Origin of the sequence: Streptomyces sp. NPDC000345 (assembly GCF_042898825.1) — a bacterium.
In the GTDB taxonomy this organism is placed as follows: Bacteria; Actinomycetota; Actinomycetes; order Streptomycetales; family Streptomycetaceae; genus Streptomyces.
The window spans coordinates 55,945-80,076 of the sequence record NZ_JBIAZE010000011.1 but is presented as its reverse complement, the minus strand read 5'-3'; the positions used below and the strand labels follow the sequence as shown (position 1 = coordinate 80,076).

The following is a 24,132-nucleotide window of genomic DNA, read 5'->3' as shown; positions in this document are numbered from 1 at the left end:
AGGCGCCGAAAGGTCGCGGCGCAGCCCCTGTCGGGACGATACACCAGTCTCGTCACTCAGGGACATAGGTTCTCTACGCTCCGTGACGATCTTCGGCATATGCGCACGGGCCGCGTCCGGGGGACTGCGGAGGGTGCCGGAACCGGACTACACGGCTGCCGTGCCCGTCGTCAGGATCACGTGGCGCAGGGGTTCCCGGTTCACGAAACGGCCCAACTGGTCCACGAGCAGCCGCTTGGCGCGGGGCAGGAAGGCGGAGGTGGGGCCGCCCACGTGGGGGCTGATGAGCACGCCCGGCGCGCGCCACAGCGGGTGCGCCGGGGGCAGGGGTTCGGGGTCGGTGACGTCCAGGGCGGCGGTGAGCCGGCCGGTCTCCAGCTCGGCGAGCAGCGCCTTGGTGTCGACGACCGGGCCGCGCGCGACGTTGACCAGCAGCGCGCCGTTCTTCATGCGGGCCAGGAACTCGGCGTCGGCCAGGCCCCGGGTGGTCTCGGTGAGGGGCGTGGCCAGGATGACGACGTCGGCCTCGGGCAGGAGGGCGGGCAGTTCGGTGAAGGGATGCACAAGACCGCGCGCTGTCGTGCGCTGGGAGCGCGCGACGCGCGCCACTCGCGCGACCTCGAACGGCACGAGCCGGTCCTCGATGGCCGCGCCGATGGCCCCGTATCCGACGATGAGCACGTTCCGGTCGGCGAGGGCCGGGTGGAACCCGCCCTCCCAGTGCCCCCGGTCCTGGGCGCGCACGAACTGCGGGATCCCCCGCAGCGCGGACAGTGTGAGGGTCAGCGCGAGCTCGGCGGTGCTCGCCTCGTGCACCCCGCGCGCGTTGCACAGCTGCACCCCGGGGACCAGGTCCGCCAGCCGCGCGGTGATGTCGTCGACGCCGGCGGTGAGCGTCTGCACGACCTGCACGCGCCGCATCTCCGCCAGCGGACCCACCCTCACCCGCTGCGCCTTCATGTACGGCACCACGTACACCACACAGTCCGCGGGGTCCCCGGGGTACGGCTGATCGCCGTCCTCTCCCCCGTCCCAGAAGAGGTAGTCGAGCCCTTCGGGGAGACCGTCGATCTCCTGCGGGGGGATGGGCAGCCATACGTCATGGGGCGGGTCGATGCTCATGTCAGGAGGCTAATTCAGGTACGCGTGCGCGTAGAGGTTAGGTTGGGGGGTCGGAGAGGGAGGGTCGCGGCAGGTGGAGCGCAGGACGATCGGCGCGGGGGCGCTCTCGGTGGGGGCCGTCGGACTCGGGTGCATGCCGATGAGCTGGGGCTACAGCGGGTCGCGGCAGCGGGGTGACGAGTCGCTCAGGGCGGTGCACCGGGCGCTGGACCTGGGCTCGACCCTCCTGGACACGGCCGACATGTACGGCCCGTTCACCAACGAGCTTTTGCTGGGGCGGGTGTTGAAGGAGCGACGCGGGGACGCGTTCGTGTCGACGAAGGTGGGTCTGCTCGTCGGCGAGCAGCACATCGTGGCCAACGGCCGCCCCGGGTACGTGAAGCGCGCCTGCGACGCGTCGCTGCGGCGGCTGCAGACCGATGTCATCGACCTGTACCAGCTGCACCGGGCCGACCCCGAGGTCCCCGTCGAGGAGACGTGGGGCGCGATGGCGGAGCTCGTCCAGGCGGGCAAGGTGAGGGCGCTCGGGGTGTGCGCGGTGGGCGCACGGGGCGGCCGGCGTGCGGGCGGGCGGCTGCACGACGCGACGGTCCGTCAGTTGCGGCGGGTGCAGCAGGTGTTCCCGGTGAGCGCGGTGGAGGCGGAGCTGTCGGTGTGGTCGCGGGAGGCGCTCGACACGCTGCTGCCGTGGTGCGAGGCGCGCGGGGTGGGCTTCCTGGCGGCGATGCCGCTGGGGAATGGTTTCCTCACCGGCACGCTGACCCCGGGCGAGGGCTTCGAACCGGACGACATGCGCGCCCGCCACCCCCGCTTCACCGCCGAGATGATGGCCGCGAACCAGCCGATCGTCGCCGGGCTGCGCCGGGTGGCCGCCCGGCACGGGGAGGGGGTGACGGTCGCGCAGGTGGCGCTGGCGTGGGTGCTGGCGCAGGGGCCGCACGTGGTTCCGGTGCCGGGCGCCAAGCAGGCGCGGTGGGTGGCGGAGAACGCCGGGGCCGCCGGGGTGCGGCTGACGCCCCAGGACCTCGCCGAGGTGGCGCACCTGCCGGGTGCGCGGGGATCGTGGGACTGAGTGCCGCTTTCGGGTGGCGTCGGCGCCGGGCGGGAACCCGGGGGGCGCGCGCTGCGTAGGACAAGTGGAAGCTGCCGCGGGACCGCCGCGTGGAAGGGAGCAGGATCGTGCAACGTGGGGCTGTGACGGCCGTGTTGGCCGCGGGTGCGCTGCTGTTGACGGCCGGCTGCTCCTCCGGCGGCGGAGGGGGGCCGGCGGGCGGTGCGAGCGCGTCGCCGAGCCGTGGGACGGTACAGGGGTCGTCCTCGCCGACCGCCGGGAAGGCCCCACCCGCGAAGGGCACGGTCACGGTGGTGCGCACGGTCGCCGAAGGGCTGGACTCCCCGTGGGGCCTGGCCGCACTCCCCGAGGGCGGCCTGCTGGTGGCCTCGCGCGACGAGGGGACGATCACGTACGTGGACGAGTCGACCGGCAAGAAGACCGAGGTCGGCGAGGTCCCCGGCGTCTCCGCGGCGGGCGAGGGCGGCCTGCTGGGCCTCGCCCTCTCCCCCGACTACGCCTCGGACCACATGGTCTACGCCTACTTCACCTCGGCCTCGGACAACCGGATCGTCCGCATGATCTACGACCCGAAGCGGCCCGCCGGCGACCGGCTCGGCGCGCCGGACACGGTCTTCAAGGGCATCCCCAAGGGCATGATCCACAACGGCGGGCGGATCGCCTTCGGCCCCGACAGGCTGCTGTACGCCGGCACGGGCGAGAGCGGTGACCGCGGTCTGGCCCAGGACAAGAAGTCGCTGGGCGGCAAGATCCTGCGTCTCACCCCCGAGGGCGACCCGGCCCCCGGCAACCCCTTCCCCGGCTCGCCGGTCTACTCGTACGGCCACCGCAATGTGCAGGGCCTGGCCTGGGACTCCGAACAGCGCCTGTTCGCCTCGGAGTTCGGCCAGGACACCTGGGACGAGCTGAACGCGATCGAGCCGGGCGGCAACTACGGCTGGCCGTCCGCCGAGGGCGAGTCCGACAACACCTCGTACCGGAATCCGGCAGCCCAGTGGCACACCGACGACGCCTCCCCCAGCGGCATCGCCTACGCCGAGGGCTCGATCTGGATGGCGGGCCTGAAGGGCAGCCGGCTGTGGCGCATCCCGCTGCGGGGCACCGAGGCATCGGCGGACCCCCAGTCATTCCTCCAGGGCGACTACGGCCGCCTGCGCACGGTGGTCGCGGCGGGCGGCGACACCCTCTGGGTCACCACCAGCAACACGGACGGCCGGGGCAGCCCGGAGGAGGGCGACGACCGCATTCTGGAGCTGCGGGTGAGCTGAGGCCGGGAGCCGTCACCCGCCCTCGGCCGTGTCGTCGGCCGCGTCCTGCGTCTCCGGCTCGGGCCGCCGCACGACGACCTTCCCGGACGAGAGGTCTATCGGCCCCCGCCCCGGATCCCCGTCCCCGACGTCCTCCCTGGTCAGTTCCAGCCGGTTCTGCTCGTCGCGGGTGTGCTTGCGCCCCGGTGAGAACAGTTCCTCGAAGGCGTTGAACATCGCTGTCCCCTCCTGGGTCGGTGCGACTCCCCCCATCATCACGCGGGCGTGCGCTCTCCCGTCTCCGGCGGGAACAGGCCCAGCCGGTGGGCGAGGGCGGCCGCCTCCCCTCTTCCCGAGACGCCCAGCTTGGCGAGGATGTTGGAGACGTGGACGCTGGCCGTCTTCGGGGAGATGAAGAGTTCGCCGGCGATCTGGCGGTTGGTGCGGCCGGCCGAGACCAGACGCAGGACGTCGCGTTCGCGGCTGGTGAGCCCGAGGTTCTCCGCGGGGTCCGTGGGCCGGGGACCGGAGGTGAGGGGGGTGCGGGCCCGCTGGGCGAGGGCGGTCACGGCGTCGGCCAGCGGGCGGGCCGCGAGGTGGGTGGCCACCGCGTGCGCGAGACGCAGGAGTTCCGTGGCCCGCGCGCGGTCCTCGTCGGTGCCGGTGGCCAGAAGGGCCTCGGCGAGCCGGTGGCGGGTGCGGGCGAGGTCGTAGGGGCGTTCCAGGCGCTCGAAGGCGGTGACCGCCTCGAACCAGGCGTCCGGGTCGGTGCGGCCCTCCGCGCGCAGGAGTTCGGCGCGGAGCCAGTGGGCGTGTGCCTGCCAGACGGGGGCGAGGGTGGCGAGCGGCCTGGCGGCCGCGCGGATGCGCTCCAGGAGGCGGGGGTCGCTCTCGGCCTCGGCCGCGGTGAGCAGCAGAGGCCAGGAGTAGCGCTGGGCGCCGGGCGGCAGCTCGTGGTCGAGGACGGCTTCGAGCTGGGCCCGTACCTCCGACGGGCGCCCCTGGGCGGCGGCGAGGCCGACGGCGAGGCGGATCATCGGCAGCCGGTGCTGCGGGGCCTTCTCATGGACACCGAAGAAGCCCTGGGCGGCCGCCAGTTGACGGGCGGCCTCGTCGAGGTCGCCGCGGGCGAGGGCGATCTCGGCAGCCTGCGTGGCGTTGATGCCGCCGGCCGTGACTCCCCGGCCCACCCGCCCGCCGGCGGCACAGGCGCGTTGCGCGTCGTCCCAGCGCCCCAGGGAGAAGAGGGACTCCGCGAGGTTCGCCCACACCCAGGCCTGCGAGTCGGGCAGTCCGTTGCGTTCGGCGAACGCGATGCCCTCCTCGAGGATCGGCACGGCCTCCCGGGAGCGGCCCACCCCTTCCAGCACGGACGGCAGGTTCACATAGACGTTCACCGCGACGATCGAGGCGTCCTCCGTGAGCGCCTGTTCCTTCACCGCGTCCAGTTCCGCGAGGCCCGCCTCGATGTGGCCCGCGTCGGCCATGACGACGCCGAGGGTCTGGCGGGCGTTGAGTTCGGTCTCGCGCGCGCCGACCATGCGGGCGTATTCCACGGCCCGCTGGGCGGCGTCGTAGGCCTCGGGACCGGGTGCCTGCACCATCGCCCAGTGGGCGACGTGGTTGAGGACCTCGGCGTGCACGTCGCTGGGCGGCAGTCCGCGGACCAGGTCCTGGGCCCTGACCAGTTCCTCGTGGCCGGTGCCCCGCCCCAGCGCGCGCGTCAGCCGGGAGCGCTGGGTCCAGAACCAGGCGGAGCGCAGCGGGTCGTCCTCGTCCTCCAGGATGCGCAGCGCCCGCTTGGTGATCTTCAGGGCGCGTTCGCGTTCCCCGCAGAAGCGGCCGGCGACGGCGGCCTCGGCCATGAGGTCCAGGTAGCGCAGCGGGGTGGTGGCGGGGTCGCAGCCGCAGGGGGGATAGGCCTCGGTGTAGTCGGCGGGGCGCAGCCGGGACCGTACGTCCCCGGGGGCGGTCTCCCACAGTTCCATCGCCCGTTCCAGGAGCCGTAGCTGCTCGCTGTAGGCGCGCCGGGAGCGGGCCTCGACGGAGGCGTCCAGGACGGCGGGCAGGGCCTTGGCCGGCTCATGGGCGTGGTACCAGTGACTGGCCAGCCGCATGACGCGCTCGTCGGCGGGGACGAGCGCCGGGTGGGCCTCCAGGGCCTCGGCGTAGCGGCGGTTGATCCGGGAGCGTTCCCCGGGGAGCAGGTCGTCGCCGACGGCCTCGCGGACGAGGGAGTGGCGGAAGCGGTAGCCGTCGCCGTCGGGGGCGGCGAGCAGCAGGTTGGCGTTCACGGCGGCCCGCAGCGCGCCGATGAGGTCGTCCTCGGCCAGCCGGGCGACGGCTTCCAGCAGCCGGTACTCGACGGTGGAGCCGCCCTCGGCGACGATCCGGGCCACGTGCTGGGCGCTCTCGGGCAGCGCCTCGACCCGGACCAGGAGCAGGTCGCGCAGGGAGTCGGTGAGGCCGGTGCAGCAGCCCTCGTGGGCGGCGACGGCGAGTTCCTCGACGAAGAAGGCGTTGCCGTCGGAGCGTTCGAAGATGTCGTCGACCTGGGCGGGGTCGGGTTCGCGGGACAGGATTCCGGCGATCTGGCGGCACACCTCGTCGCGGGTGAAGCGGCCGAGTTCGATGCGCCTGACGGAACGCAGCCGGTCGAGCTCGGCGAGCAGGGGGCGCAGCGGGTGGCGGCGGTGGATGTCGTCGGCGCGGTAGGTGGCGAGCACGACGAGCCGGCCGGTGCGCAGGGTGCGCAGCAGATAGGAGAGCAGATGGCGGGTGGAGGCGTCGGCCCAGTGCAGGTCCTCCAGGGCGAGGACGACGGTGCGGTCGGCGGCGACGCGCTCCAGGAGACGGGCGGTGAGCTCGAAGAGGCGGGCCATACCCTCCTCGTCGTGCCGCCCGGTCCTGGTCTCCCCCAGCTCGGGCAGCAGCCGGGCGAGTTCCTCCTCCTGGCCGGCCGCCGCGGCGGTCACTTCCTCCGGGAGGGCGCGGCGCAGGGCGCGCAGGGCGGTGGAGAAGGGGGCGAAGGGGAGTCCGTCGGCGCCCATCTCGACACAGCCGCCGAGGGCGACGACGGCGCCCCGGCGGGCGGCCGCGGCCGTGTACTCCTCGACGAGCCGGGTCTTGCCGACTCCTGCCTCACCGCCGACCAGGAACGCCTGTGGCTCTCCCGCGGTGGCGCGGGAGAGCGCGTCGTTCAGGATGTCCATCTCGTCACGGCGGCCGACGAAGACGGGGCTGACGGACCTGGTCTCCACAGGAGCGAGCATCGCACGGGGGTAGGACACCGGCCCACCGGATATCGGTGCCCCGGGGCGGCCGGTGCCGCTGCGGGCGCCCTGCCGGGTGCCGGTCCTCACGCGGGCCGGGCGAACCGGGGCCGGCGGAGGCGGCCGCTGTGGGGCTCGCTCTCGCCGGTGTCCCCGCGCCCGGTGTCCCCGCGCCCGGCGGCGGCGCGCTCGGCGGCCTCGCGGCGGGCGGCGCGGCGGCCGCGGACGGCCTCGCGGGCCAGCCGCTCGTACGCGGCGCGGCGGAGCAGCTCGGCGGAACGGGCCCGGAGCTCGTACTCGTGCATGGTGGTCTCTCCCTGAAGTCCGGTGAGGGCGTCGCTCGGTGCGATGCCTCCACCCTCGTCGGCCAGGGCGGTCCGCCACATCGGGAGGGTTCCTCATCTTCGGCGGTGGGCGGGGCCTTAGAGACGCGTGAGGGGTCTCGGGGCCGCCGTAAGGTGCTTACGGCGGCCCCGAGACCCCTCGTGACGTGCGGGACTCAGCTCGCGGAGGGCAGGCCGAGGAGGGCGTCCGTGTACTTGAGGACGGCCAGGAGCAGGCCGATCACGCCGAGCGTGACGCCGGCCCAGGAGACGGACTTGATCCAGGGGGCCTGCGGGTGGGCCGGGTTGCCGAAGGCGGGGCGGGCCAGCACGACGACACCGGTGACCAGGGCGGCCAGCGCGAACAGGCCGGCCCACAGCGCGGTGGTCTGCCAGGCGTCGCCGTAGACCGCCTGGATCTGCTTGGCGACGCTCGCGTTCGACGCGGTTCCCAGCTGGCCGACGAGGGTCTGGCGGTTACCCGCGATCGTGCCGATCCAGCTGCCGCTGAGCGACACCAGGCCGAGCACGGCGGAGACGACGGCGCCCGCGCCCTGGCCGACGCCGGTGGCACCCTCCTGCTGGGGGTAGCCGTCGTCGAGATCATCCTCCAGGACGTCGTCGGCGGTCTCGTTCTCGGTCACGTCCTCGGACGCTTCGGTCTTGGTGATGTCCATCGCCTGCTCGTCGCTCTTGGCCTCGGTGCCGGTCTCGGCGCCGGCCTCGTCAACAGTCTTGGTTCCCATGCCTCGCACCGTACGGACGCTCTCTGAGAGGTCTCTTAATGATCGTCAGCTCTCCCGGTGAGCGGCACGCGCGCGTGCGGCGCGCCACTCCTGGGCCAGCACGGACCACACTTCGAGGTCGTGCCGCACCCCACGATAGGGGTAGGCCTCCCGGCGCACACCGTCGCGGGTGAACCCCAGCCGTCGGGCGACGTTCAGGCTGTTGGTGTTGCCCGCGCTGGCGATCCACTCGACTCGGTGGATCCCGCGCTGCTCGACGGCGAAGTCGATCAGCACCCGCATGGCCCGGGTGACCAGGCCGCGTCCGGTCCCGGCGGGCTCCAGCCAGCAGCCGACCTCGCAGGTGGCGTTCTCCGCGTCGAAGTTCAGGAACAGCACCCCGCCGACCAGCTTGCCCTCCAGCCACAGGCCGTGCAGGGAGCCGGTGTCGGCGGCGCGCATGTCGGCGTACCGCTGGAGCACCTCGCGCGCGCCGGCCACGTCGGCGGCCTGCGCGCCGAAGGGGATGTACTCGTTGATGAACTCCCGGCCCCGGTCGAGGTGGGTCAGGAACTCCTCGGCGTGCCAGGGCTCCAGGGGACGCAGTTCGGCTCCGTCGTCACCCAGCGATATCGCGTACATCCGGCTGCGGCTCCTTCTCGAGTTCCTCCACGACCTCGTCGAGCCTCTCACGGGCCGGACGGCACTCGGGCGGTTCGATGCTGATGCGGGGCAGGCGCCTGTCGAGCCGGCGCGGCAGCCACCAGTTGGCGCTGCCGAGCAGATGCATCAGCGCGGGCACCAGGAGCGTCCGCAGCACGAAGGCGTCGAGGGCGACGGCCGCGGCGAGCGCGATGCCGAACATGGCGATCACGCGGTCGCCGCTGAGGACGAAGGCGAGGAAGACCGAGATCATGATGACCGCGGCGGAGTTGATCACCCGGCTGGTCTCGGCGAGGCCGACGCGCACGGCCCGCCGGTTGTCACCGGTCTCCAGCCACTCCTCGTACATGCGGCTGACCAGGAAGACCTGGTAGTCCATGGAGAGGCCGAAGAGCACCGACACCATGATCACCGGGAGGAAGGGCTCGATCGGTCCGGCCCGGCCGAGGCCCAGCAGTTCGCTGCCCCAGCCCCACTGGAAGATCGCGACGACGACGCCGAAGGCGGCGGCGACGGCGGCCACGTTCATCGCGGCGGCCTTGAGCGGTATGCCGACGGACCGGAAGGCGAGCAGGAGCAGCAGACAGCCCAGGCCGATGACGACGCCGACGAAGAGCGGCAGCTTGCCCACGATGACCTCGGCGAAGTCGTCGTAGCCCGCCGTCACCCCGCCGACCTGGACGTCGAGGGAGGTGCCGGTCTCGGCCCGGGGCAGCACCTCGGTGCGCAGCCGGTCGACGAGCTCGCTGGTGCGCTGCGACTGCGGGGCGGACTCCGGTACGACGGTGAGGTACGCGATGTGCCCGCCGGAGTCGTAGGTCACGGGCGTGACCGTCGCCACGCCCTCGGTGGCGCGCAGGGTGGCGTCGAGGTTGTCGAGGGCGAGCTTGTCCCCGGCGCCCTCGACGCGGGTCACCAGGGTCAGCGGGCCGTTCACGCCGGCGCCGAAGCCTCCCCCGCTCCCGGCCGCGCCCGAGCGGGAGGTGCCCCCGGCGAGGAGGTCGTAGGCCTGGCGGGTGGTGGAGGTCTTCGGGTCGTTGCCCTGGTCGGAGGTGCCCAGGCGGAGGGAGAACGTCGGCAGGGCGAGGACGGCGATGACGACGACGGCGAGCGCGCCGAGCAGCTTGGGGTGGCGCTCGACGAACGCCGACCAGCGGGCGGCGAAGCCGGTGGGCAGCTCCGGCTCGGGCCCGTGCTCGGCGAGCCGGCGCCGTTCGCGGCGGCTGAGGGCGCGCGGGCCGATCAGCGCCAGCAGGGCGGGCAGCAGGGTCACCGAGGCGGCGACCGTGAGGACGACGGTGAGGGAGGCGGCGAGGGCGACGCCGTTGAGGAAGTTCAGGCGCAGGATCAGCATCCCGAGCAGCGCGATGCACACCGTCGCACCCGCGAACACGACCGCGCGTCCGGTCGTCGCCACGGCGTTGGTGGCGGCCTCGGCGGGCGTGAGACCCCGTTTCAGGCCGCGCCGGTGCCGGGTCACGATGAACAGCGCGTAGTCGATGCCGACGCCGAGCCCGATGAGCAGGCCCAGCATGGGCGCGAAGTCGGCGACGGTCATGGCGTGCCCGAGGAGCTGGATGCCGGCGTAGGCGGTGCCGACGCTCACCAGGGCGGTGGCGATGGGCAGCAGGGAGGCGGCGAGCGAGCCGAAGGCGAGGAAGAGCACGACGGCGGCGACGGCCACGCCGACGACCTCGGCGAGATGACCGCCGGAGGACTCGGTGAGGGCGATCGCGCTGCCGCCCAGTTCCACCTGGAGCCCGTCGCTCTCGGCGGCCTTGGCGGCCCGGACCACGGCCCGGGCCTCGAAGGCGTCGATGTCCTCGGCGCGTTCGGTGAAGGTGACGGTGGCGTAGGCCGTGTGTCCGTCCTTGCTGATCTGGGCGGCGCCCTGGTCGCCGTACGGGCCGGCGACGGAGGCCACTCCCGGCAGGCCGGCGATCTTCTCCAGCGCGCTGGTCATGGTCTGTTCGACGTCGGCGGCGCGGACGGTGCCCGAGGTGGTGTGCCAGACGACGGTGTCGGCGTCGCCGCCGAGGGTGGGGAAGCCTTCCGCCAGCAGCCGGGTGGCGCGGCCGGACTCGGTGCCGGGGACCTCGTAGTCGTTGGAGTAGGCGGAGCCGGTGGCGACGGCGGCGGTGGCCGTGCCGACGAGAGCGAGAAGCCAGAGCAGGACCGCGAGAAGGCGGTTGCGGACACACCAACGTGCGAGGGCTGCCACTGACGTGCTCCCGGAGGTGAATTGTGGATCTTTGACCGGGGAACAGCCCGCAAAGAACGTGTGAGCAAATCGCGTGAGCGACGGGAAGGCCACTCTTACAGGCGCACGAGATCGTTTGTTTCGATCGTGTGTCTTTTCACAGGAGTGGGAGGCAGATCACAGGACAATCACGGCGGTGGTGTCAGGCCAGGTCGGGCACGTGTCAGTCGGCCTGGTCGCCGATCGCCATCACCATCACCCCGGCGATGAGCAGCCACAGCGCCCGCCGGGTACGGCCCCGGGAGCCCAGGAACCCGGCGAGGGCGCAGACGGCGGCGCCGAGGGCGTAGGCCGCCGGGACGAAGGCCGGGGCGGTGCCGCCGAGACGCATGAGGGACGCGGCGAGGCCCGCGAGGGTGAGGAGCGCGCCGGTGCCGGTCGCCGTCCAGCGGGCCCGCCGGGCGTCCGTGCCGTACTCGTCGTCCACGTCCTCCCTGTCGTCTATGCCGTCCTGGGGGCCGGAGTCGGTTCGTGCACTCATGGCGGGCGAGCGTAGCGCGTCGGGCTGAGAAGACGAGAGAAGGGGTGCACCGGTCATCGGTGCACCCCTCGGGGAATCGTGGGGGATCAGCCCTCGGCGACGCCCAGCTTCTCCAGGATCAGCTCCTTGACGCGGGCCGCGTCGGCCTGGCCGCGCGTGGCCTTCATCACGGCGCCGACCAGGGCCCCGGCCGCGGCCACCTTGCCGCCGCGGATCTTGTCGGCGATGCCCGGGTTGCCGGCGATGGCCTCGTCGACCGCCGTGCCGAGCGCCGAGTCGTCGGAGACGACCTTCAGCCCGCGCTTGTCGACGACCTCGTCCGGGGTGCCCTCGCCCGCGAGGACGCCCTCGATGACCTGACGGGCCAGCTTGTCGTTCAGATCCCCCTTGCTCACCAGCTCGGCGATCCGGGCGACCTGCTGCGGCGTGATGGCCAGCTCGTCCAGCGAGGTGCCGGACTCGTTGGCGCTGCGGGCCAGTTCGCCCATCCACCACTTGCGGGCGGACGCGGCGTCGGCACCGGCCTCTATCGTGGCGACGATCGGGTCCAGCGCGCCCGCGTTGAGGATCGCCTGCATGTCGGTGGCGGAGATGCCCCACTCGGCGAGGAGCCGGGTGCGGCGGGCCAGCGGCAGCTCGGGAAGCGCCGCCCGGATCTCCTCGACCCACTCCCGGGAGGGGGCCACCGGCACCAGGTCCGGCTCGGGGAAGTACCGGTAGTCCTCGGCCTCTTCCTTGACGCGGCCCGAGGTCGTCGACCCGGTGTCCTCGTGGAAGTGACGGGTCTCCTGGACGATCGTGCCGCCGGAGGACAGCACGGCCGCGTGCCGCTGGATCTCGAAGCGGGCCGCCCGCTCCACGGACCGCAGCGAGTTCACGTTCTTCGTCTCCGAGCGGGTGCCGAACTTCTCGGTGCCGTTCGGACGCAGCGACAGGTTCACGTCGCAGCGCATCTGGCCCATCTCCATACGGGCCTCGGAGACGCCGAGCGCCCTGATGACCTCGCGCAGCTCACGGACGTACGCCTTGGCGACCTCGGGAGCGCGCTCGCCGGCGCCGACGATCGGCTTGGTGACGATCTCGATGAGCGGGATGCCGGCGCGGTTGTAGTCGAGGAGCGAGTGCGAGGCGCCGTGGATGCGGCCCGTCGCGCCGCCCACGTGGGTCGACTTGCCGGTGTCCTCCTCCATGTGGGCGCGCTCGATCTCCACGCGGAAGGTCTCGCCGTCCTCCAGCTGTACGTCGAGGTAGCCGTCGAAGGCGATCGGCTCGTCGTACTGGGAGGTCTGGAAGTTCTTCGGCATGTCCGGATAGAAGTAGTTCTTCCGGGCGAAGCGGCACCACTCGGCGATCTCGCAGTTCAGCGCGAGACCGATCTTGATCGCGGACTCCACGCCGGTCGCGTTGACGACCGGGAGCGAGCCGGGCAGGCCGAGGCAGGTGGGGCAGGTCTGCGTGTTGGCGTCCTGACCGAGTTCGGTGGAACAGCCGCAGAACATCTTGGTCTTGGTGCCGAGTTCGACATGGACCTCGAGGCCCATGACGGGGTCGTACGACGCCAGCGCGTCCTCGTACGACACCAGGTCGGTCGTGATGGTCACGGTGAAACTTCCCTCTCAGCCCAGCAGGACGTCGTCGTCGCCCAGCCGCTTCAGCTCGCGGTAGAGAATGGCCAGGTTGGTGACGACCGCCGCGCCGGTCACGACGGCGTCCAGCAACCGCAGCGTGTCGCTGTCGGTCCTGGCCTTCTTGATCTGCTTGACGACGCCGATCACGCCGAAGGCCGACGTGGCCATCGACACGTACAAACCGGACTTGGACTTCTTGAAGCCCTTGGCTTTGGACAGTGCCTTGCTCACAGCGACGGAGCCTCCTCCAGGAGCGGGTGCCCCCACCTTTCCACGAAGGCGGCCTCGACGGCGGCGCCGACCTTGTAGAGACGGTCGTCCTTCAGCGCCGGGGCGATGATCTGGAGGCCGACCGGGAGGTTGTCCTCCGGGGCGAGACCGCAGGGCAGCGACATGGCCGCGTTGCCCGCCAGGTTGGTGGGGATGGTGCACAGGTCGGCCAGGTACATCGCCATCGGGTCGTCGGCGCGCTCGCCGATCGGGAAGGCGGTGGTGGGAGTGGTCGGCGAGACGATGACGTCCACCTGCCCGAAGGCCTTCTCGAAGTCGCGCGTGATGAGGGTGCGGACCTTCTGCGCGGAGCCGTAGTAGGCGTCGTAGTACCCGCTGGACAGCGCGTACGTGCCGAGCATGATGCGGCGCTTGACCTCGGGCCCGAAGCCCGCCTCACGGGTGAGGGAGGTGACCTCCTCGGCCGAGTGCGTGCCGTCGTCGCCGGTCCGCAGGCCGTAGCGCAGGCCGTCGAAGCGGGCGAGGTTGGAGGAGCACTCGGAGGGCGCGATCAGGTAGTACGCCGACAGCGCCAGGTCGAAGGACGGGCAGTCCAGCTCGACGATCTCGGCGCCCAGTTCCTTCAGCAGCGCGACGGACTCGTCGAACCGCTGGATGACACCGGCCTGGTAGCCCTCGCCGCGGAACTGCTTGACGACACCGACGCGCATGCCCTCGACGCTGCCGTTGCGGGCGGCCTCGACGACCGGCGGGACCGGGGCGTCGACGGAGGTGGAGTCCAGCGGGTCGTGCCCGGCGATCACCTCGTGCAGGAGCGCCGCGTCCAGGACCGTACGGGCGCAGGGACCGCCCTGGTCGAGGGAGGAGGAGAAGGCGACCATGCCGTAGCGGGAGACGGCGCCGTACGTCGGCTTCACGCCGACCGTGCCGGTGACGGCGGCCGGCTGGCGGATGGAACCGCCGGTGTCGGTGCCGATCGCGAGGGGCGCCTGGAAGGAGGCGAGCGCGGCGGAGGAGCCGCCGCCGGAGCCGCCGGGGATCCGGGTCAGGTCCCAGGGGTTGCCGGTCGGACCGAAGGCGCTGTTCTCCGTCGACGACCCCATGGCGAACTCGTCCATGTTGGTCTTGCCGAGGATCACGACGTCGGCGGCCTTCAGCCTCTTGGTGAGGGTCGCGTCGTACGGCGGGATCCAGCCCTCGAGGATCTTCGAACCGACGGTCGTCGGGACGCCCTCGGTGGTGAAGATGTCCTTGAGCGCGAGGGGCACACCGGCGAGCGGGCCGAGCTTCTCGCCCTTCTCCCGCTTCTCGTCCACGGCGCGCGCCTGGGCCAGGGCGCCCTCGCGGTCGACGTACAGGAAGGCGTGCACCTTCTCGTCGACGGCCTCGATCCGGGCCAGGTGGGCCTCGGTGACCTGGACGGCCGTGAGCTCGCCGGAGGCGATCTTCGCGGCGGTCTCGGCGGCGGTCAGCTTGATGATGTTGACGTTGTCCGTCATGGCGGTTAGTCCTCCCCCAGGATCTGCGGCACCTTGAAACGCTGCTGCTCCTGGGCCGGGGCGCCGGAGAGCGCCTGCTCGGGGGTGAGCGACGGACGGACCTCGTCCGCCCGCATGACGTTCGTCAGCGGGAGCGGGTGCGAGGTCGGCGGTACGTCTTGGTCGGCGACCTCGCTGACGCGGGCGACCGCGCCGATGATGTCGTCCAGCTGTCCCGCGAAGTGGTCGAGCTCTTCGGGCTTCAGCTCCAGACGCGCCAGCCGGGCGAGGTGGGCGACCTCCTCGCGCGTGATGCCAGGCATGCAGCGTTCCTCTGGGGGTGAGTGTGTGGTTCGGGGCTGGGGCTTGTCGTCATCTTCCCGTCGTCCGCCCGACGCGGCGAGCGGGTGTGCCAGGCGTCGCGCGGCGGACGGGAATGTGACGACAAGCCCCAATCCTAGGGGGCCGGGCCCGCAACCCGTGAAACGGTTTGCCGGGACACCCCCCGGGGCCGGTGCCCTCCGTCCCGGACCGCGCCGCCCGGGACGCGGTCCTCAGACGGCGAAGAGCAGTCCGGCGCCGATCAGGACGACCACGGCCGTGGCGAAGTGAATGCCGAAGGCGACGGTCACGCCTTGTCCTTGCCAGCAGCGCCAGGGACAAGAGCGAAGCCTGCAGAGCATCGACAGATCTGCTAGCGACGCTGGAATTCCTTTCATGCCGATCCAGGCGTGCCGAGAGCGCGAGAAGCCGATCGTCACGGCCACGCGCGAACCGGCGGAGACCGAGGGCTGGGACGCGGTCACGACCCGCCGTCCGGCAGCGGAGATCGAGTACGGCCGGCCCGTCCTCCACAGCAACTTCACGGGCAAGGACGCGTTCATGGCGGCGGTCGCGGTGGAGGGCTTCGCGGAACTCGTGGCGGGGCTGCGGGCGGCGCGCTCGGGGGTGGCGGAACGCCGCGCCGGCTCAGGGGCGGAAGGGGCGCGGGCCGGACCGGCGGCGGTCGGGGAGGCCTACACGGCGTTCGCCCGGCGGCTGCCCTCCGCCTGCGACGCGAGGTTCACGCACACCGTGGACCTGCCGTTCGCGACGCCCGGGGCACCGGCCGCGCTGCGGGCGGCGTTCGGCGAACCGGCGGCGGCCGTCGAGCCGGTCGCGGCGTGCGGCGAGGACCCCGGTGTCCTGACGGAGACGTACTGGGCGGGCCTGCACGGCCTGGTGACCCTGATGCGCGGCGGCCGCCTGCCGGAAGAGGCCCGCGCACGGCGTCCGGAGCTGCTGAACGCGCACTGCACGGCAGGGGTGAGCCGAGTCCTCGGCCCGGTGACGGCCGCGGCGGGCTATTCGTCGGCGGCCGCCGCAGGGAGGGCCGCCGCGGGACGCTGCCAGCCCCGGGAGCCCCGGGCACGCAGCCACGCCGTGGTCTCCTCGGGGGGCATCGCCGCGGCCACCAGCCAGCCCTGGACCGCGTCACAGCCGAGGTCGCGCAGGCGTTCCCAGGTCTCGTCGTCCTCGACGCCCTCGGCGACCACCAGAAGGCCCAGGGAATGCGCGAGGTCGACGGTGCAGCGCACGATCTCCGCGTCCTCGGTGTCGACCGCCAGCCGGGCCACGAAGGAGCGGTCGATCTTCAGTTCGCTGACCGGGAGCCGCCGCAGGTGCACCAGGGACGAGTAGCCGGTGCCGAAGTCGTCCAGCGACATCTTCACGCCGTGCCCGGTCAGAGCGTTGAGGGTGTCGGCGGCACGCTGCGGGTCCTCCAGGAGGACGTGCTCGGTGATCTCCAGTTGGAGCGCTCCCGCCGGAACGCCGTGCCGGGCGAGACGCGCCGCGACGGAGCCGGCGAAGCCGGGGGTGTGGACGTCGCGCGGGGAGACGTTGACCGCCACGGGGACGTACAGCCCCTGGGCCCGCCACTCGGCGACCTGGCCGAGCGCGGTCTCCAGGACGTACTCCGTGAGATGGGGCATCAGCCCGGACGACTCGGCGATCGCTATGAACTCGTCCGGCGGTACCTTCCCGCGCTCCGGATGCACCCAGCGGACCAGCGCCTCCAGGCCCGCCACCTGGCCGTCGAAGCGGACCTTCGGCTGGTAGTGCAGCTGCACCTCGTGCGCGTCCAGCGCCCGTCGCAGATCGCCCAGCAGTCCGAGCCGGTCGGGGGTGTTGGAGTCGCGCTTGGACTCGTACACCTCCACGCCCGTACGGTCCCGCTTGGCCTGGTACATCGCGATGTCGGCCCGGCGGAGCATGCCCTCCGCTTCGAGCGCGTGGTCGGGGAAGACGGCGACGCCGGCGCTGGCCTCCAGGACGAGGGTGAGCCCGTCGAGGTCGAGCGGCGAGCTGAGGGTGGAGACCAGTCCCCGGGCGACACGGGTCGCGGAGGTCGTGGAGTCGGCGACGGGGAGTAAGACGGCGAACTCGTCACCGCCGAGCCGCGCGACCTCCGCTCCGCGCGGCAGCGCGAGCCGCAGCCGTTCGGCTATCTGGAGGAGGAGCCGGTCGCCGGCGAGATGCCCGAGGGTGTCGTTGACCGAACGGAACCGGTCGAGGTCGATCAGCATCAGTGCGGCCCGGGCACCGATCCGCTCGGCGTCGTCCAGGGCGGTCCAGATGCGCTCCAGCAGCCACTGCCGGTTGGGCAGCCCGGTCAGCGGGTCGCGCAGCTGTTCCTCGGCCCGGGCCCGGGCTATCCAGAGCGTGGAGTCGAGGGCGATCAGCGGGATCGAGAACAGCGGCAGCAGGATGGGCTTGGCCATGGCCACCACGCAGACCAGCGGCGCGATGCCGAGCAGGGCCACCGCGACCAGGCCCTGTCTGACAAGGGCGGTGCGGGCGACGGTCGGCAGTCCGCCGGAGCGGGGGGCGTGCAGATACCAGAGCAGGACGCGGGTGACGGACAGATAGGCGACGGCCACCAGGACCACCTGGGGCCCGGTGTAGACGGTCCAGCTGTCGGGGTACCAGGGATGCTCGACGGACGGCACCCGTCCGCCCGCGGCGAGCAGCAGCGCGCCCGCGCCGATGCCGAGGATGTCCACCGCGCCGTGCAGGACGCCCTGCCGCCAGCGGTGGCGCCTGGCTATGCCGACCAGCACCACGACGGTGAGGCTGACCATGCCGGCCGCCACCCAGCCGTACAGCAGCAGGACGGCGAGGGTGAGGGCGGCGCCGGAGCCGGTGCCGCCCCACCACCGGGCGCGGCCCAGCATGACCAGATGGCCGACGATGACCCCGGTCAGCAGGGCCAGCGACCAGCCGACCGTGCCGGACGGGAAGAGGGCGTGGCCGCCGGTGAAGGCGCGGTAGAAGCCGGCTCCGAGGGCGAAGGCGGCCGCCCCGACGACCGCCGCGGGCAGCGCGGGCCAGGACAGGTGCCGGTCGGGTTCGGCCTCGTTCGGTCCGGCCGTGCCGGGCAGCCCGGCGGTCCCGGAGAGCATCGAGGTGCCGGGCAGGGCGCAAGGGAGGGCGGAGAGGCGGGGCGGTCCGGAGACGGGCCCGGCGGGCTGCACGGCGGAGGCGCCGAGGTCCGGGGCGGTGCGCGGCGCGTAGGCCTCCGCGCCGCGCACCGCCCCGGACCGCGCCGCCCACCGACTCCCCCACCGGACGCCGGCGCCCCGGAGCCGGCGCAGCCGGGAGTCCGGGGCGACGCTCTCGGTCGGTTCCATTCCCGTCCCTCTCACAGCCGGCGGTGCCCACGCCACGCGGCCCGATGCCCGACAGACCTTCGACGGCGCCGCGTTGGAAAACCCTTTCCCCGCTCGTCCGGAGCAAGGATGCCCCGACCGCGGCCGGGCACGGCAGGCGCACATCTCAACAGTAGGCCGCGGAAGGCTTCCACGGGCAGCGGTCGTCGACGGTTGCCCGAATGCGCCCCGGCCACCCGTATGCATCTGGTATGCGCCATTCGGGTGGCCTTCAACCGCGACGCTCGGCTACTCCTCGGTCGGAAGGGCGACTTCGGCGGCCGCCTCCGGCCCCTGTTCGAGGAGGACCGTGAAGCCGTCCTCGTTCAGAACGGGCACCTTCAGCTGCATCGCCTTGTCGTACTTCGATCCGGGACTGTCACCCACAACGACGAACGACGTCTTCTTCGACACGGAACCGGTCACCTTCGCTCCGCGGCTCTGCAGCGCGTCCTTGGCGCCGTCGCGGGTGAAGTGCTCCAGCGTGCCGGTGACGACGACCGTCAGGCCTTCGAGGGGACGCGGCCCCTCGTCCTCGCCGGAGCCCTCCTCCTCCATACGGACACCGGCGGCCCTCCACTTGCGGATGATCTCCTGGTGCCACTCCTCGGCGAACCACTCCTTGAGCGAGGCCGCGATGATCGAGCCGACGCCGTCGGTGGCCGCCAGCTCCTCCTCGGTCGCCTGCTCGATGCGGTCGACGGAGCGGAACTCGCGCGCGAGCGCCTCGGCCGCGACCGGCCCCACGTGACGGATCGACAGTCCGGTGAGAACGCGGGCGAGCGGACGTTCCTTGGCCGCGGCGATGTTCTCGAGCATGGCGAGCGCGTTCTTCTTCGGCTCGCCCTGCTGGTTGGCGAAGACCGTGGCGATCTTCTCCTCGCCGGTCTTCGGGTCGCGCTTGGGCAGCCCGCTGTCCTGGTCGAGGACGTACGCCTTGATGGGCAGCAGCCGGTCGATGGTGAGGTCGAAGAGGTCGCCCTCGTCGGCCAGCGGCGGGTCCTCGGGCTCCAGCGGCTTGGTGAGGGCGGCCGCGGCGACATAGCCGAAGTGCTCGATGTCCAGCGCCTTGCGCCCGGCCAGGTAGAACAGCCGCTCGCGCAACTGGGCCGGGCAGGTCCGGGCGTTGGGGCAGCGCAGGTCGACGTCGCCCTCCTTCATCGGCCTGAGCGGCGTACCGCACTCGGGGCACTCCGAGGGCATCACGAACTCGCGCTCGGTGCCGTCCCGCAGGTCGACGACCGGTCCGAGGATCTCGGGGATGACGTCACCGGCCTTGCGCAGCACCACCGTGTCACCGATGAGGACGCCCTTGGCCTTGACGACGTCCTGGTTGTGCAGCGTGGCGAACTCGACCTCCGAGCCCGCCACCGTCACCGGCTCGACCTGCGCGTACGGCGTGACCCGGCCCGTACGGCCCACGCCCACGCGGATGTTGACGAGCTTGGTGTTGACCTCCTCCGGCGCGTACTTGTACGCGATGGCCCAGCGCGGCGCCCGCGCCGTGGAGCCGAGCCGCCCCTGGAGCCGGATCTCGTCGAGCTTGACGACGACCCCGTCGATCTCGTGCTCCACGGAGTGCCGGTTCTCGCCGTAGTACGCGATGAACCGCCGCACGCCGTCGAGGTCGCCGACGACCCGGTTGTGCGCGGAGGTGGGCAGGCCCCAGCGCTTGAGGAGGTCGTAGGCCTCGGAGAGGCGGTTCATGCCCTCGTAGCCCTCCAGGGCGCCGATGCCGTGGACCACCATGTGCAGCGGGCGGGTGGCGGTGACGCGCGGGTCCTTCTGGCGCAGTGAACCGGCCGCCGCGTTGCGCGGGTTGGCGAAGGGCTTGTCGCCGGCCGCCACCAGCCGGGCGTTCAGCTCCTCGAACTTCTCCATCGGGAAGTAGACCTCGCCGCGGATCTCCACGAGCGTGGGCACCCCGTCGCCCGCCAGCCGGTCCGGGATCTCGGCGATGGTGCGCACGTTGGGCGTGATGTCCTCGCCGGTGCGGCCGTCGCCGCGGGTCGCCGCGCGCGTGAGCCGGCCGTTCTCGTAGGTGAGGTTGACGGCGAGGCCGTCGACCTTCAGCTCGCACAGGAAGTGGTACGCCGAGGCCCCGACGTCCTTGTGGACGCGCTCGGCCCAGGCGGCCAGCTCCAGGTCGTCGAAGGCGTTGTCCAGCGAGAGCATGCGCTCGCGGTGCTGGACGGCCGTGAAGTCGGTCGCGTACGCCCCCGCGACCTTCTGGGTCGGCGAGTCGGGCGTGCGCAGCTCGTGGTAGCGCTCCTCCAGCTCCTCCAGGGAGCGCAGGAGGCGGTCGAACTCCGCGTCGCTGATGACCGGAGCGTCCTTCACGTAGTACCGGAAGCGGTGCTCCTCGATCTGCTCAGCGAGCTGCGCGTGCTTCTCCCGTGCCTCGGCGGGCACCGTCGTCTCCGCTTGCTTGTCGCCGGCCACCGTGTTGTCCTCCCGTTACTCTGGGTTGTCCGCGAGGGATCTCGCCGCCCGGACGCAGTGGGCGAGTGCCTGGCGGGCGTACCCGGGGGACGCCCCCGCGAGTCCGCACGCCGGTGTGATCGTGACCGCCTCCGTGAGAAGCCCCGGTTGCAGTCCCAGCCTGCGCCACAGCGTCCTGACCCCCATGACGCTACCGGCAGGGTCCGACAATGCGGAGTCCGTGCCGGGCACGACACCGGCGAACAGCCGGGTACCCCCCTCGACCGCCTCGCCGATCGCGTCCTCGTCACGCTCGGTGAGCAGTGAGAAGTCGAAGGAGATCCCTGCGACTCCGGCCCGGCGGAGCAGGGCGAACGGGACGTCCGGTGCGCAGGAGTGGACCACGACCGGGCCCTCGCCGTGCACCCCGGCCACGTCCCGGAGCGTGGCCTCCACGACCTGGCGGTCGACGGCCCGGTGGGTGCGGTAGCCGCTGGCGCTGCGCACGCCGCCGCGGAGCACGGCGGTGAGGGAGGGCTCGTCGAGCTGGAGGACGAGCCGGGCCCCGGGGATGCGCCGCCGCACCTCGGCGAGATGCAGCCGCAGCCCCTCGGCCAGCGATGCGGCCAGGTCGCGGCAGGCACCGGGGTCGGAGAGGGCGGCCTCGCCGTTCCTCAGCTCCAGCGCGGCGGCGAGGGTCCAGGGGCCGACCGCCTGCACCTTCAGCGGGCCCTCGTAGTCCTGGGTGAACTCCTCGAGGGCGTCGAGGTCCTCACCGAGCCAGGAGCGGGCCCGCTTGGTGTCCCGGCCCGGGCGGTCGCCGATCCGCCATCCGCTGGGCTCCACGCGCGCGTACAGCTCGACGAGCATCCCCGCCGTGCGGCCGATCATGTCGGCGCCGGGGCCGCGGGCCGGGAGTTCGGGCAGGAACGGGAAGTCCTCGAAGGAGCCGGTGGCGGTTCTGGCGGCCTCGCGGGCGTCGCCGCCGGGAAGCGAGCCGACGCCGGTGGCGGGGCCGTAGCTGGAGTCTGCGTTCACGTGGGGAAGCCTACGGAAGGTCAGCGCCCCGGCCGTACCGTCAGGTCGTTCACCTCCGCGTCCCGCGGCAGGTCCAGGGCCATGAGGATCGTCGTCGCCACCGACTCGGGGTCGATCCACTCGGCGGGGTCGTACTCCTTGCCCTCCTGCTGGTGCACCTTGGCCTGCATGGGGCTGGCGGTGCGCCCGGGGTAGACGGAGGTGACCCGGACGCCGTTGCCGTGCTCCTCGTTGCGCAGCGAGTCGGCGAGGGCCTTCAGTCCGTGCTTGGAGGCGGCGTACGCGGACCAGTCGGCGCTCGCCCGGAGGCCCGCGCCGGAGTTCACGAACACCACGTGCCCGCGCGCGGCCCGCAGCTGGGGCAGGAAGTGGCGGGTCAGCTCGGCCGGCGCGATCAGGTTGACGTTGAGCTGGTGGCGCCAGGCCTTGGGGGTGAGCTCGCCGACCGGGCCGAGGTCGACCACTCCGGCGATGTGCAGCAGCGAGTCGACCCGGTCCGGAAGGGTCTGGTGGGAGAAGGCCCAGCTCAGCCGGTCGGGGTCGGACAGGTCGCCGACGAGGGTCCGCGCGCCCGGGAACTCGGCCGCCAGCTCCTTCGCGCGGCCCGCGTCGCGCGCGTGCAGCACGAGGTCGTCCCCGCGCGCGTGCAGACGGCGGGCGACGGCCGCGCCGATGCCGGAACCGGCTCCGGTGATCACATGAGTAGCCATGCCCGCCATGCTCGCATCACCGGGCGACTAGGCGATGCCCTGGCTCTCCTCCAGGCAGGCGAGCGCGCCCGCGGGCTCCTCCGCGAAGAACACCAGGTCGGTGAGGGGGCGGGGCAGGAACCCCTCGTCCTCCATCCTGAGGAGCTGCTGCTTGAGGCCGTCGTAGAAGCCCGCGGTGTTCAGCAGCACGACCGGTATCTCGGTGTGCCCGTGCTTCTTCAGCTCCAGGATCTCGGTGGCCTCGTCCAGCGTGCCCGTCCCGCCGACCATGATCACGACCGCGTCGGCCTTCTCCAGCAGCAGCCTCTTGCGTTCGGCGAGGTCCTTCGCGATCACCATCTCGTCGGCGCCCGCGCGGGCCTTGGCGGCGAGGAAGGTCACGGAGACCCCGCGCAGCCGCCCGCCGGCCTCCTGCACCCCGTCGGCGACGACCTTCATCAGCCCCACGTCGGACCCGCCCCACACGAGGGTGTGGCCCCCCTGGCCCAGCAGCTCCGCGAACTCGCGCGCGGGACGGGTGTAACGCTCGTCGAGGTCGGCGGCGGAGAGGAAGACACACATACGCATGCCGTCACCGTACGCGGGAAGAACCGGGGGCCCGCGAGCGCTTTTCCGGCATGACCTCAGGACACACGATCACCATCGAGCAGGGCACCCGGCGCGTCCGGGTCGTCCACGGGAACCACGTGCTCGCCGAGACCGACCGGGCCCTCGTGCTGCGCGAGACCGGCTGTCCGGTGCGCTACTACATCCCCGAGGCCGACGTACGCACGGACCTGCTGACCCCCTCCGACACCCACACCTACTGCCCGTTCAAGGGCACGGCGTCCTACTGGTCGCTGCCGGACGCGCCCGATCTGGTGTGGGCCTACCCCGACCCCAAGCCCGATGTCGCCGCGATCAGGAACCACCTCTGCTTCTACGAAGTGGAAGTGTCGTAGGCCGATGACCGCCGCGCGGTGCGGCAGTCTGGTCTGACATGGACAAGAAGACCATTTCGCGCGACGGCACCGAACTCGCGTACGCACGCGCCGGACAGGGCCCCGCGGTCATCCTGGTGAGCGGGGCGATGTCCACGGGCGGCACCGTGGCACCCCTGAGCGGGCTCCTCGCGCACCGCTTCACCGTCCTCTGGTACGACCGCCGGGGCCGCGGCGGGAGCGGGGACACCGCGCCCTTCGCGGTGGAACGCGAGGTGGAGGACCTGGCCGCGCTGATCGAGGCGGCGGGCGGCGAGGCGTCGCTGTACGGCATCTCCTCGGGCGGCGCGCTCGTGCTGGAGGCGGCGGCCAATGGGCTGCCGGTGCGCCGGGTGGCCGTCTACGAGACGCCGTTCGCCCTCGACGAGGAGGAGGCGCGCGGCCGCGCCGAGTACAGCGAGCACCTCACCGAGGCGCTGGCGCAGGGGCGGCGCGGGGACGCCGTGGAACTGTTCCTGCGGCTGACGGGGCTGGCCGAGGAGATGATCCAGCGGGCCCGTCAGTCGCCGATGTGGGCCGGCATGGAGGCCCTCGCGCCGACCCTCGCCTACGACGACGCCGTCATGGCCGGCGGACGGCTCCCCCGCGAACGGCTGGCCTCGGTCGGTGTGCCGGTGCTCGCCGTCGCGGGCGGGGACAGCCCCCGGTGGCTGCGCGAGGCCACGCGCGCGGTGGCGGAGGCGGTGCCTCGGGGGACGTACCGGACGCTCGAAGGACAGACCCACATGGTCGATCCGAACGTGCTCGCGCCGGTGCTGGCCGAGTTCTTCGGCCAGTAGGGGTCGGCGAGCG

The 24,132-nt window shown here is 72.5% G+C and carries 22 protein-coding genes and 1 pseudogene; 5 read left to right on the top strand and 18 right to left on the bottom strand.

The genetic code is table 11. The features are described 5' to 3' along the window. Window positions 1-147 precede the first annotated feature (147 nt). Window positions 148-1,122, bottom strand: a complete 975-nt coding sequence (locus tag ACFY30_RS25725) for a 2-hydroxyacid dehydrogenase (protein WP_390847500.1) — start codon at window positions 1,120-1,122, stop codon at window positions 148-150. A gap of 73 nt (window positions 1,123-1,195) precedes the next feature. Between ACFY30_RS25725 and ACFY30_RS25720 the strand changes: the two genes are divergently transcribed. Beyond that, on the top strand, window positions 1,196-2,194 hold the full coding sequence (locus ACFY30_RS25720) for an aldo/keto reductase (RefSeq protein ID WP_390847499.1): 999 nt from the start codon (window positions 1,196-1,198) through the stop codon (window positions 2,192-2,194). Between the two features lie 122 nt (window positions 2,195-2,316). Further along, window positions 2,317-3,462, top strand: a complete 1,146-nt coding sequence (locus ACFY30_RS25715; protein ID WP_390847498.1) for a PQQ-dependent sugar dehydrogenase — start codon at window positions 2,317-2,319, stop codon at window positions 3,460-3,462. Between the two features lie 12 nt (window positions 3,463-3,474). On the opposite strand, the gene ACFY30_RS25710 is transcribed toward ACFY30_RS25715, so the two are convergent. The 12 genes from ACFY30_RS25710 to ACFY30_RS25655 form a co-directional block, all read right to left on the bottom strand. Then, window positions 3,475-3,678: a DUF6191 domain-containing protein gene (locus ACFY30_RS25710; RefSeq protein ID WP_390847497.1), complete on the bottom strand. Its 204-nt coding sequence runs from the start codon at window positions 3,676-3,678 to the stop codon at window positions 3,475-3,477. A gap of 38 nt (window positions 3,679-3,716) precedes the next feature. Further along, window positions 3,717-6,713: an AAA family ATPase gene (locus ACFY30_RS25705; protein ID WP_390847496.1), complete on the bottom strand. Its 2,997-nt coding sequence runs from the start codon at window positions 6,711-6,713 to the stop codon at window positions 3,717-3,719. An 86-nt stretch (window positions 6,714-6,799) separates the two neighbouring features. Continuing rightward, window positions 6,800-7,099 carry a hypothetical protein gene (locus tag ACFY30_RS25700; protein WP_390847495.1) on the bottom strand — a complete coding sequence of 100 codons (300 nt, stop codon included), beginning with the start codon at window positions 7,097-7,099 and terminating at the stop codon, window positions 6,800-6,802. A gap of 113 nt (window positions 7,100-7,212) precedes the next feature. Then, window positions 7,213-7,782, bottom strand: a complete 570-nt coding sequence (locus ACFY30_RS25695; RefSeq protein WP_390847494.1) for a hypothetical protein — start codon at window positions 7,780-7,782, stop codon at window positions 7,213-7,215. A gap of 45 nt (window positions 7,783-7,827) precedes the next feature. Continuing rightward, the gene (locus ACFY30_RS25690) at window positions 7,828-8,403 is read right to left on the bottom strand and encodes a GNAT family N-acetyltransferase (protein ID WP_390847493.1); all 576 of its coding nucleotides are present in this window, start codon (window positions 8,401-8,403) and stop codon (window positions 7,828-7,830) included. Further along, window positions 8,381-10,645, bottom strand: coding sequence for an MMPL family transporter (locus ACFY30_RS25685; protein WP_390847492.1), 2,265 nt, complete (start codon window positions 10,643-10,645; stop codon window positions 8,381-8,383). The genes ACFY30_RS25690 and ACFY30_RS25685 overlap by 23 nt, the downstream gene beginning before the upstream one ends. A 202-nt stretch (window positions 10,646-10,847) precedes the next feature. Further along, window positions 10,848-11,165, bottom strand: a complete 318-nt coding sequence (locus ACFY30_RS25680; protein ID WP_390847491.1) for a hypothetical protein — start codon at window positions 11,163-11,165, stop codon at window positions 10,848-10,850. 86 nt (window positions 11,166-11,251) lie between these two features. Further along, entirely contained in the window at window positions 11,252-12,766 is a 1,515-nt protein-coding gene (gene gatB / locus ACFY30_RS25675; RefSeq protein ID WP_390847490.1) for an Asp-tRNA(Asn)/Glu-tRNA(Gln) amidotransferase subunit GatB, read from the bottom strand. A 15-nt stretch (window positions 12,767-12,781) separates the two neighbouring features. Further along, entirely contained in the window at window positions 12,782-13,024 is a 243-nt protein-coding gene (locus tag ACFY30_RS25670) for a hypothetical protein (RefSeq protein WP_390661397.1), read from the bottom strand. Beyond that, entirely contained in the window at window positions 13,021-14,523 is a 1,503-nt protein-coding gene (gene gatA, locus ACFY30_RS25665) for an Asp-tRNA(Asn)/Glu-tRNA(Gln) amidotransferase subunit GatA (RefSeq protein ID WP_390847489.1), read from the bottom strand. Before gatA ends, ACFY30_RS25670 begins: the two co-directional genes overlap by 4 nt. 5 nt (window positions 14,524-14,528) lie before the next feature. Beyond that, a complete protein-coding gene (gene gatC / locus ACFY30_RS25660) occupies window positions 14,529-14,825 on the bottom strand; it encodes an Asp-tRNA(Asn)/Glu-tRNA(Gln) amidotransferase subunit GatC (protein WP_018531282.1) in 297 nt (98 codons plus the stop codon). A 231-nt stretch (window positions 14,826-15,056) separates the two neighbouring features. Next, window positions 15,057-15,308, bottom strand: a complete 252-nt coding sequence (locus ACFY30_RS25655; protein WP_390847647.1) for a hypothetical protein — start codon at window positions 15,306-15,308, stop codon at window positions 15,057-15,059. Here ACFY30_RS25655 and ACFY30_RS25650 point away from each other — a divergent pair. Further along, window positions 15,220-15,699, top strand: a pseudogene (locus ACFY30_RS25650) (TetR family transcriptional regulator); the annotation flags it as partial. The gene ACFY30_RS25655 and the pseudogene ACFY30_RS25650 overlap by 89 nt on opposite strands. 146 nt (window positions 15,700-15,845) lie before the next feature. On the opposite strand, the gene ACFY30_RS25645 reads toward ACFY30_RS25650, so the two are convergent. The 5 genes from ACFY30_RS25645 to ACFY30_RS25625 all read right to left on the bottom strand — a co-directional run bounded on the left by ACFY30_RS25645 (window position 15,846) and on the right by ACFY30_RS25625 (window position 22,927). After that, complete coding sequence (locus ACFY30_RS25645; protein WP_390847488.1) at window positions 15,846-18,173, bottom strand: putative bifunctional diguanylate cyclase/phosphodiesterase; 2,328 nt, start codon at window positions 18,171-18,173, stop codon at window positions 15,846-15,848. A 267-nt stretch (window positions 18,174-18,440) separates the two neighbouring features. Next, a complete protein-coding gene (ligA, locus tag ACFY30_RS25640; RefSeq protein ID WP_390847487.1) occupies window positions 18,441-20,633 on the bottom strand; it encodes an NAD-dependent DNA ligase LigA in 2,193 nt (730 codons plus the stop codon). Window positions 20,634-20,648: 15 nt separating this feature from the next. Continuing rightward, complete coding sequence (locus tag ACFY30_RS25635; RefSeq protein WP_390847486.1) at window positions 20,649-21,650, bottom strand: methionine synthase; 1,002 nt, start codon at window positions 21,648-21,650, stop codon at window positions 20,649-20,651. A gap of 20 nt (window positions 21,651-21,670) precedes the next feature. Beyond that, the gene (locus ACFY30_RS25630; RefSeq protein ID WP_390847485.1) at window positions 21,671-22,369 is read right to left on the bottom strand and encodes an SDR family oxidoreductase; all 699 of its coding nucleotides are present in this window, start codon (window positions 22,367-22,369) and stop codon (window positions 21,671-21,673) included. 18 nt (window positions 22,370-22,387) lie between these two features. Then, on the bottom strand, window positions 22,388-22,927 hold the full coding sequence (locus ACFY30_RS25625) for a TIGR00730 family Rossman fold protein (protein WP_390847484.1): 540 nt from the start codon (window positions 22,925-22,927) through the stop codon (window positions 22,388-22,390). Between the two features lie 50 nt (window positions 22,928-22,977). Between ACFY30_RS25625 and ACFY30_RS25620 the strand changes: the two genes are divergently transcribed. After that, window positions 22,978-23,301 (top strand): DUF427 domain-containing protein, encoded by a 324-nt coding sequence (locus tag ACFY30_RS25620; protein ID WP_390847483.1) that lies wholly within the window; start codon window positions 22,978-22,980, stop codon window positions 23,299-23,301. A gap of 38 nt (window positions 23,302-23,339) precedes the next feature. Then, window positions 23,340-24,119: an alpha/beta fold hydrolase gene (locus ACFY30_RS25615; protein WP_390847482.1), complete on the top strand. Its 780-nt coding sequence runs from the start codon at window positions 23,340-23,342 to the stop codon at window positions 24,117-24,119. Window positions 24,120-24,132: the final 13 nt, after the last annotated feature.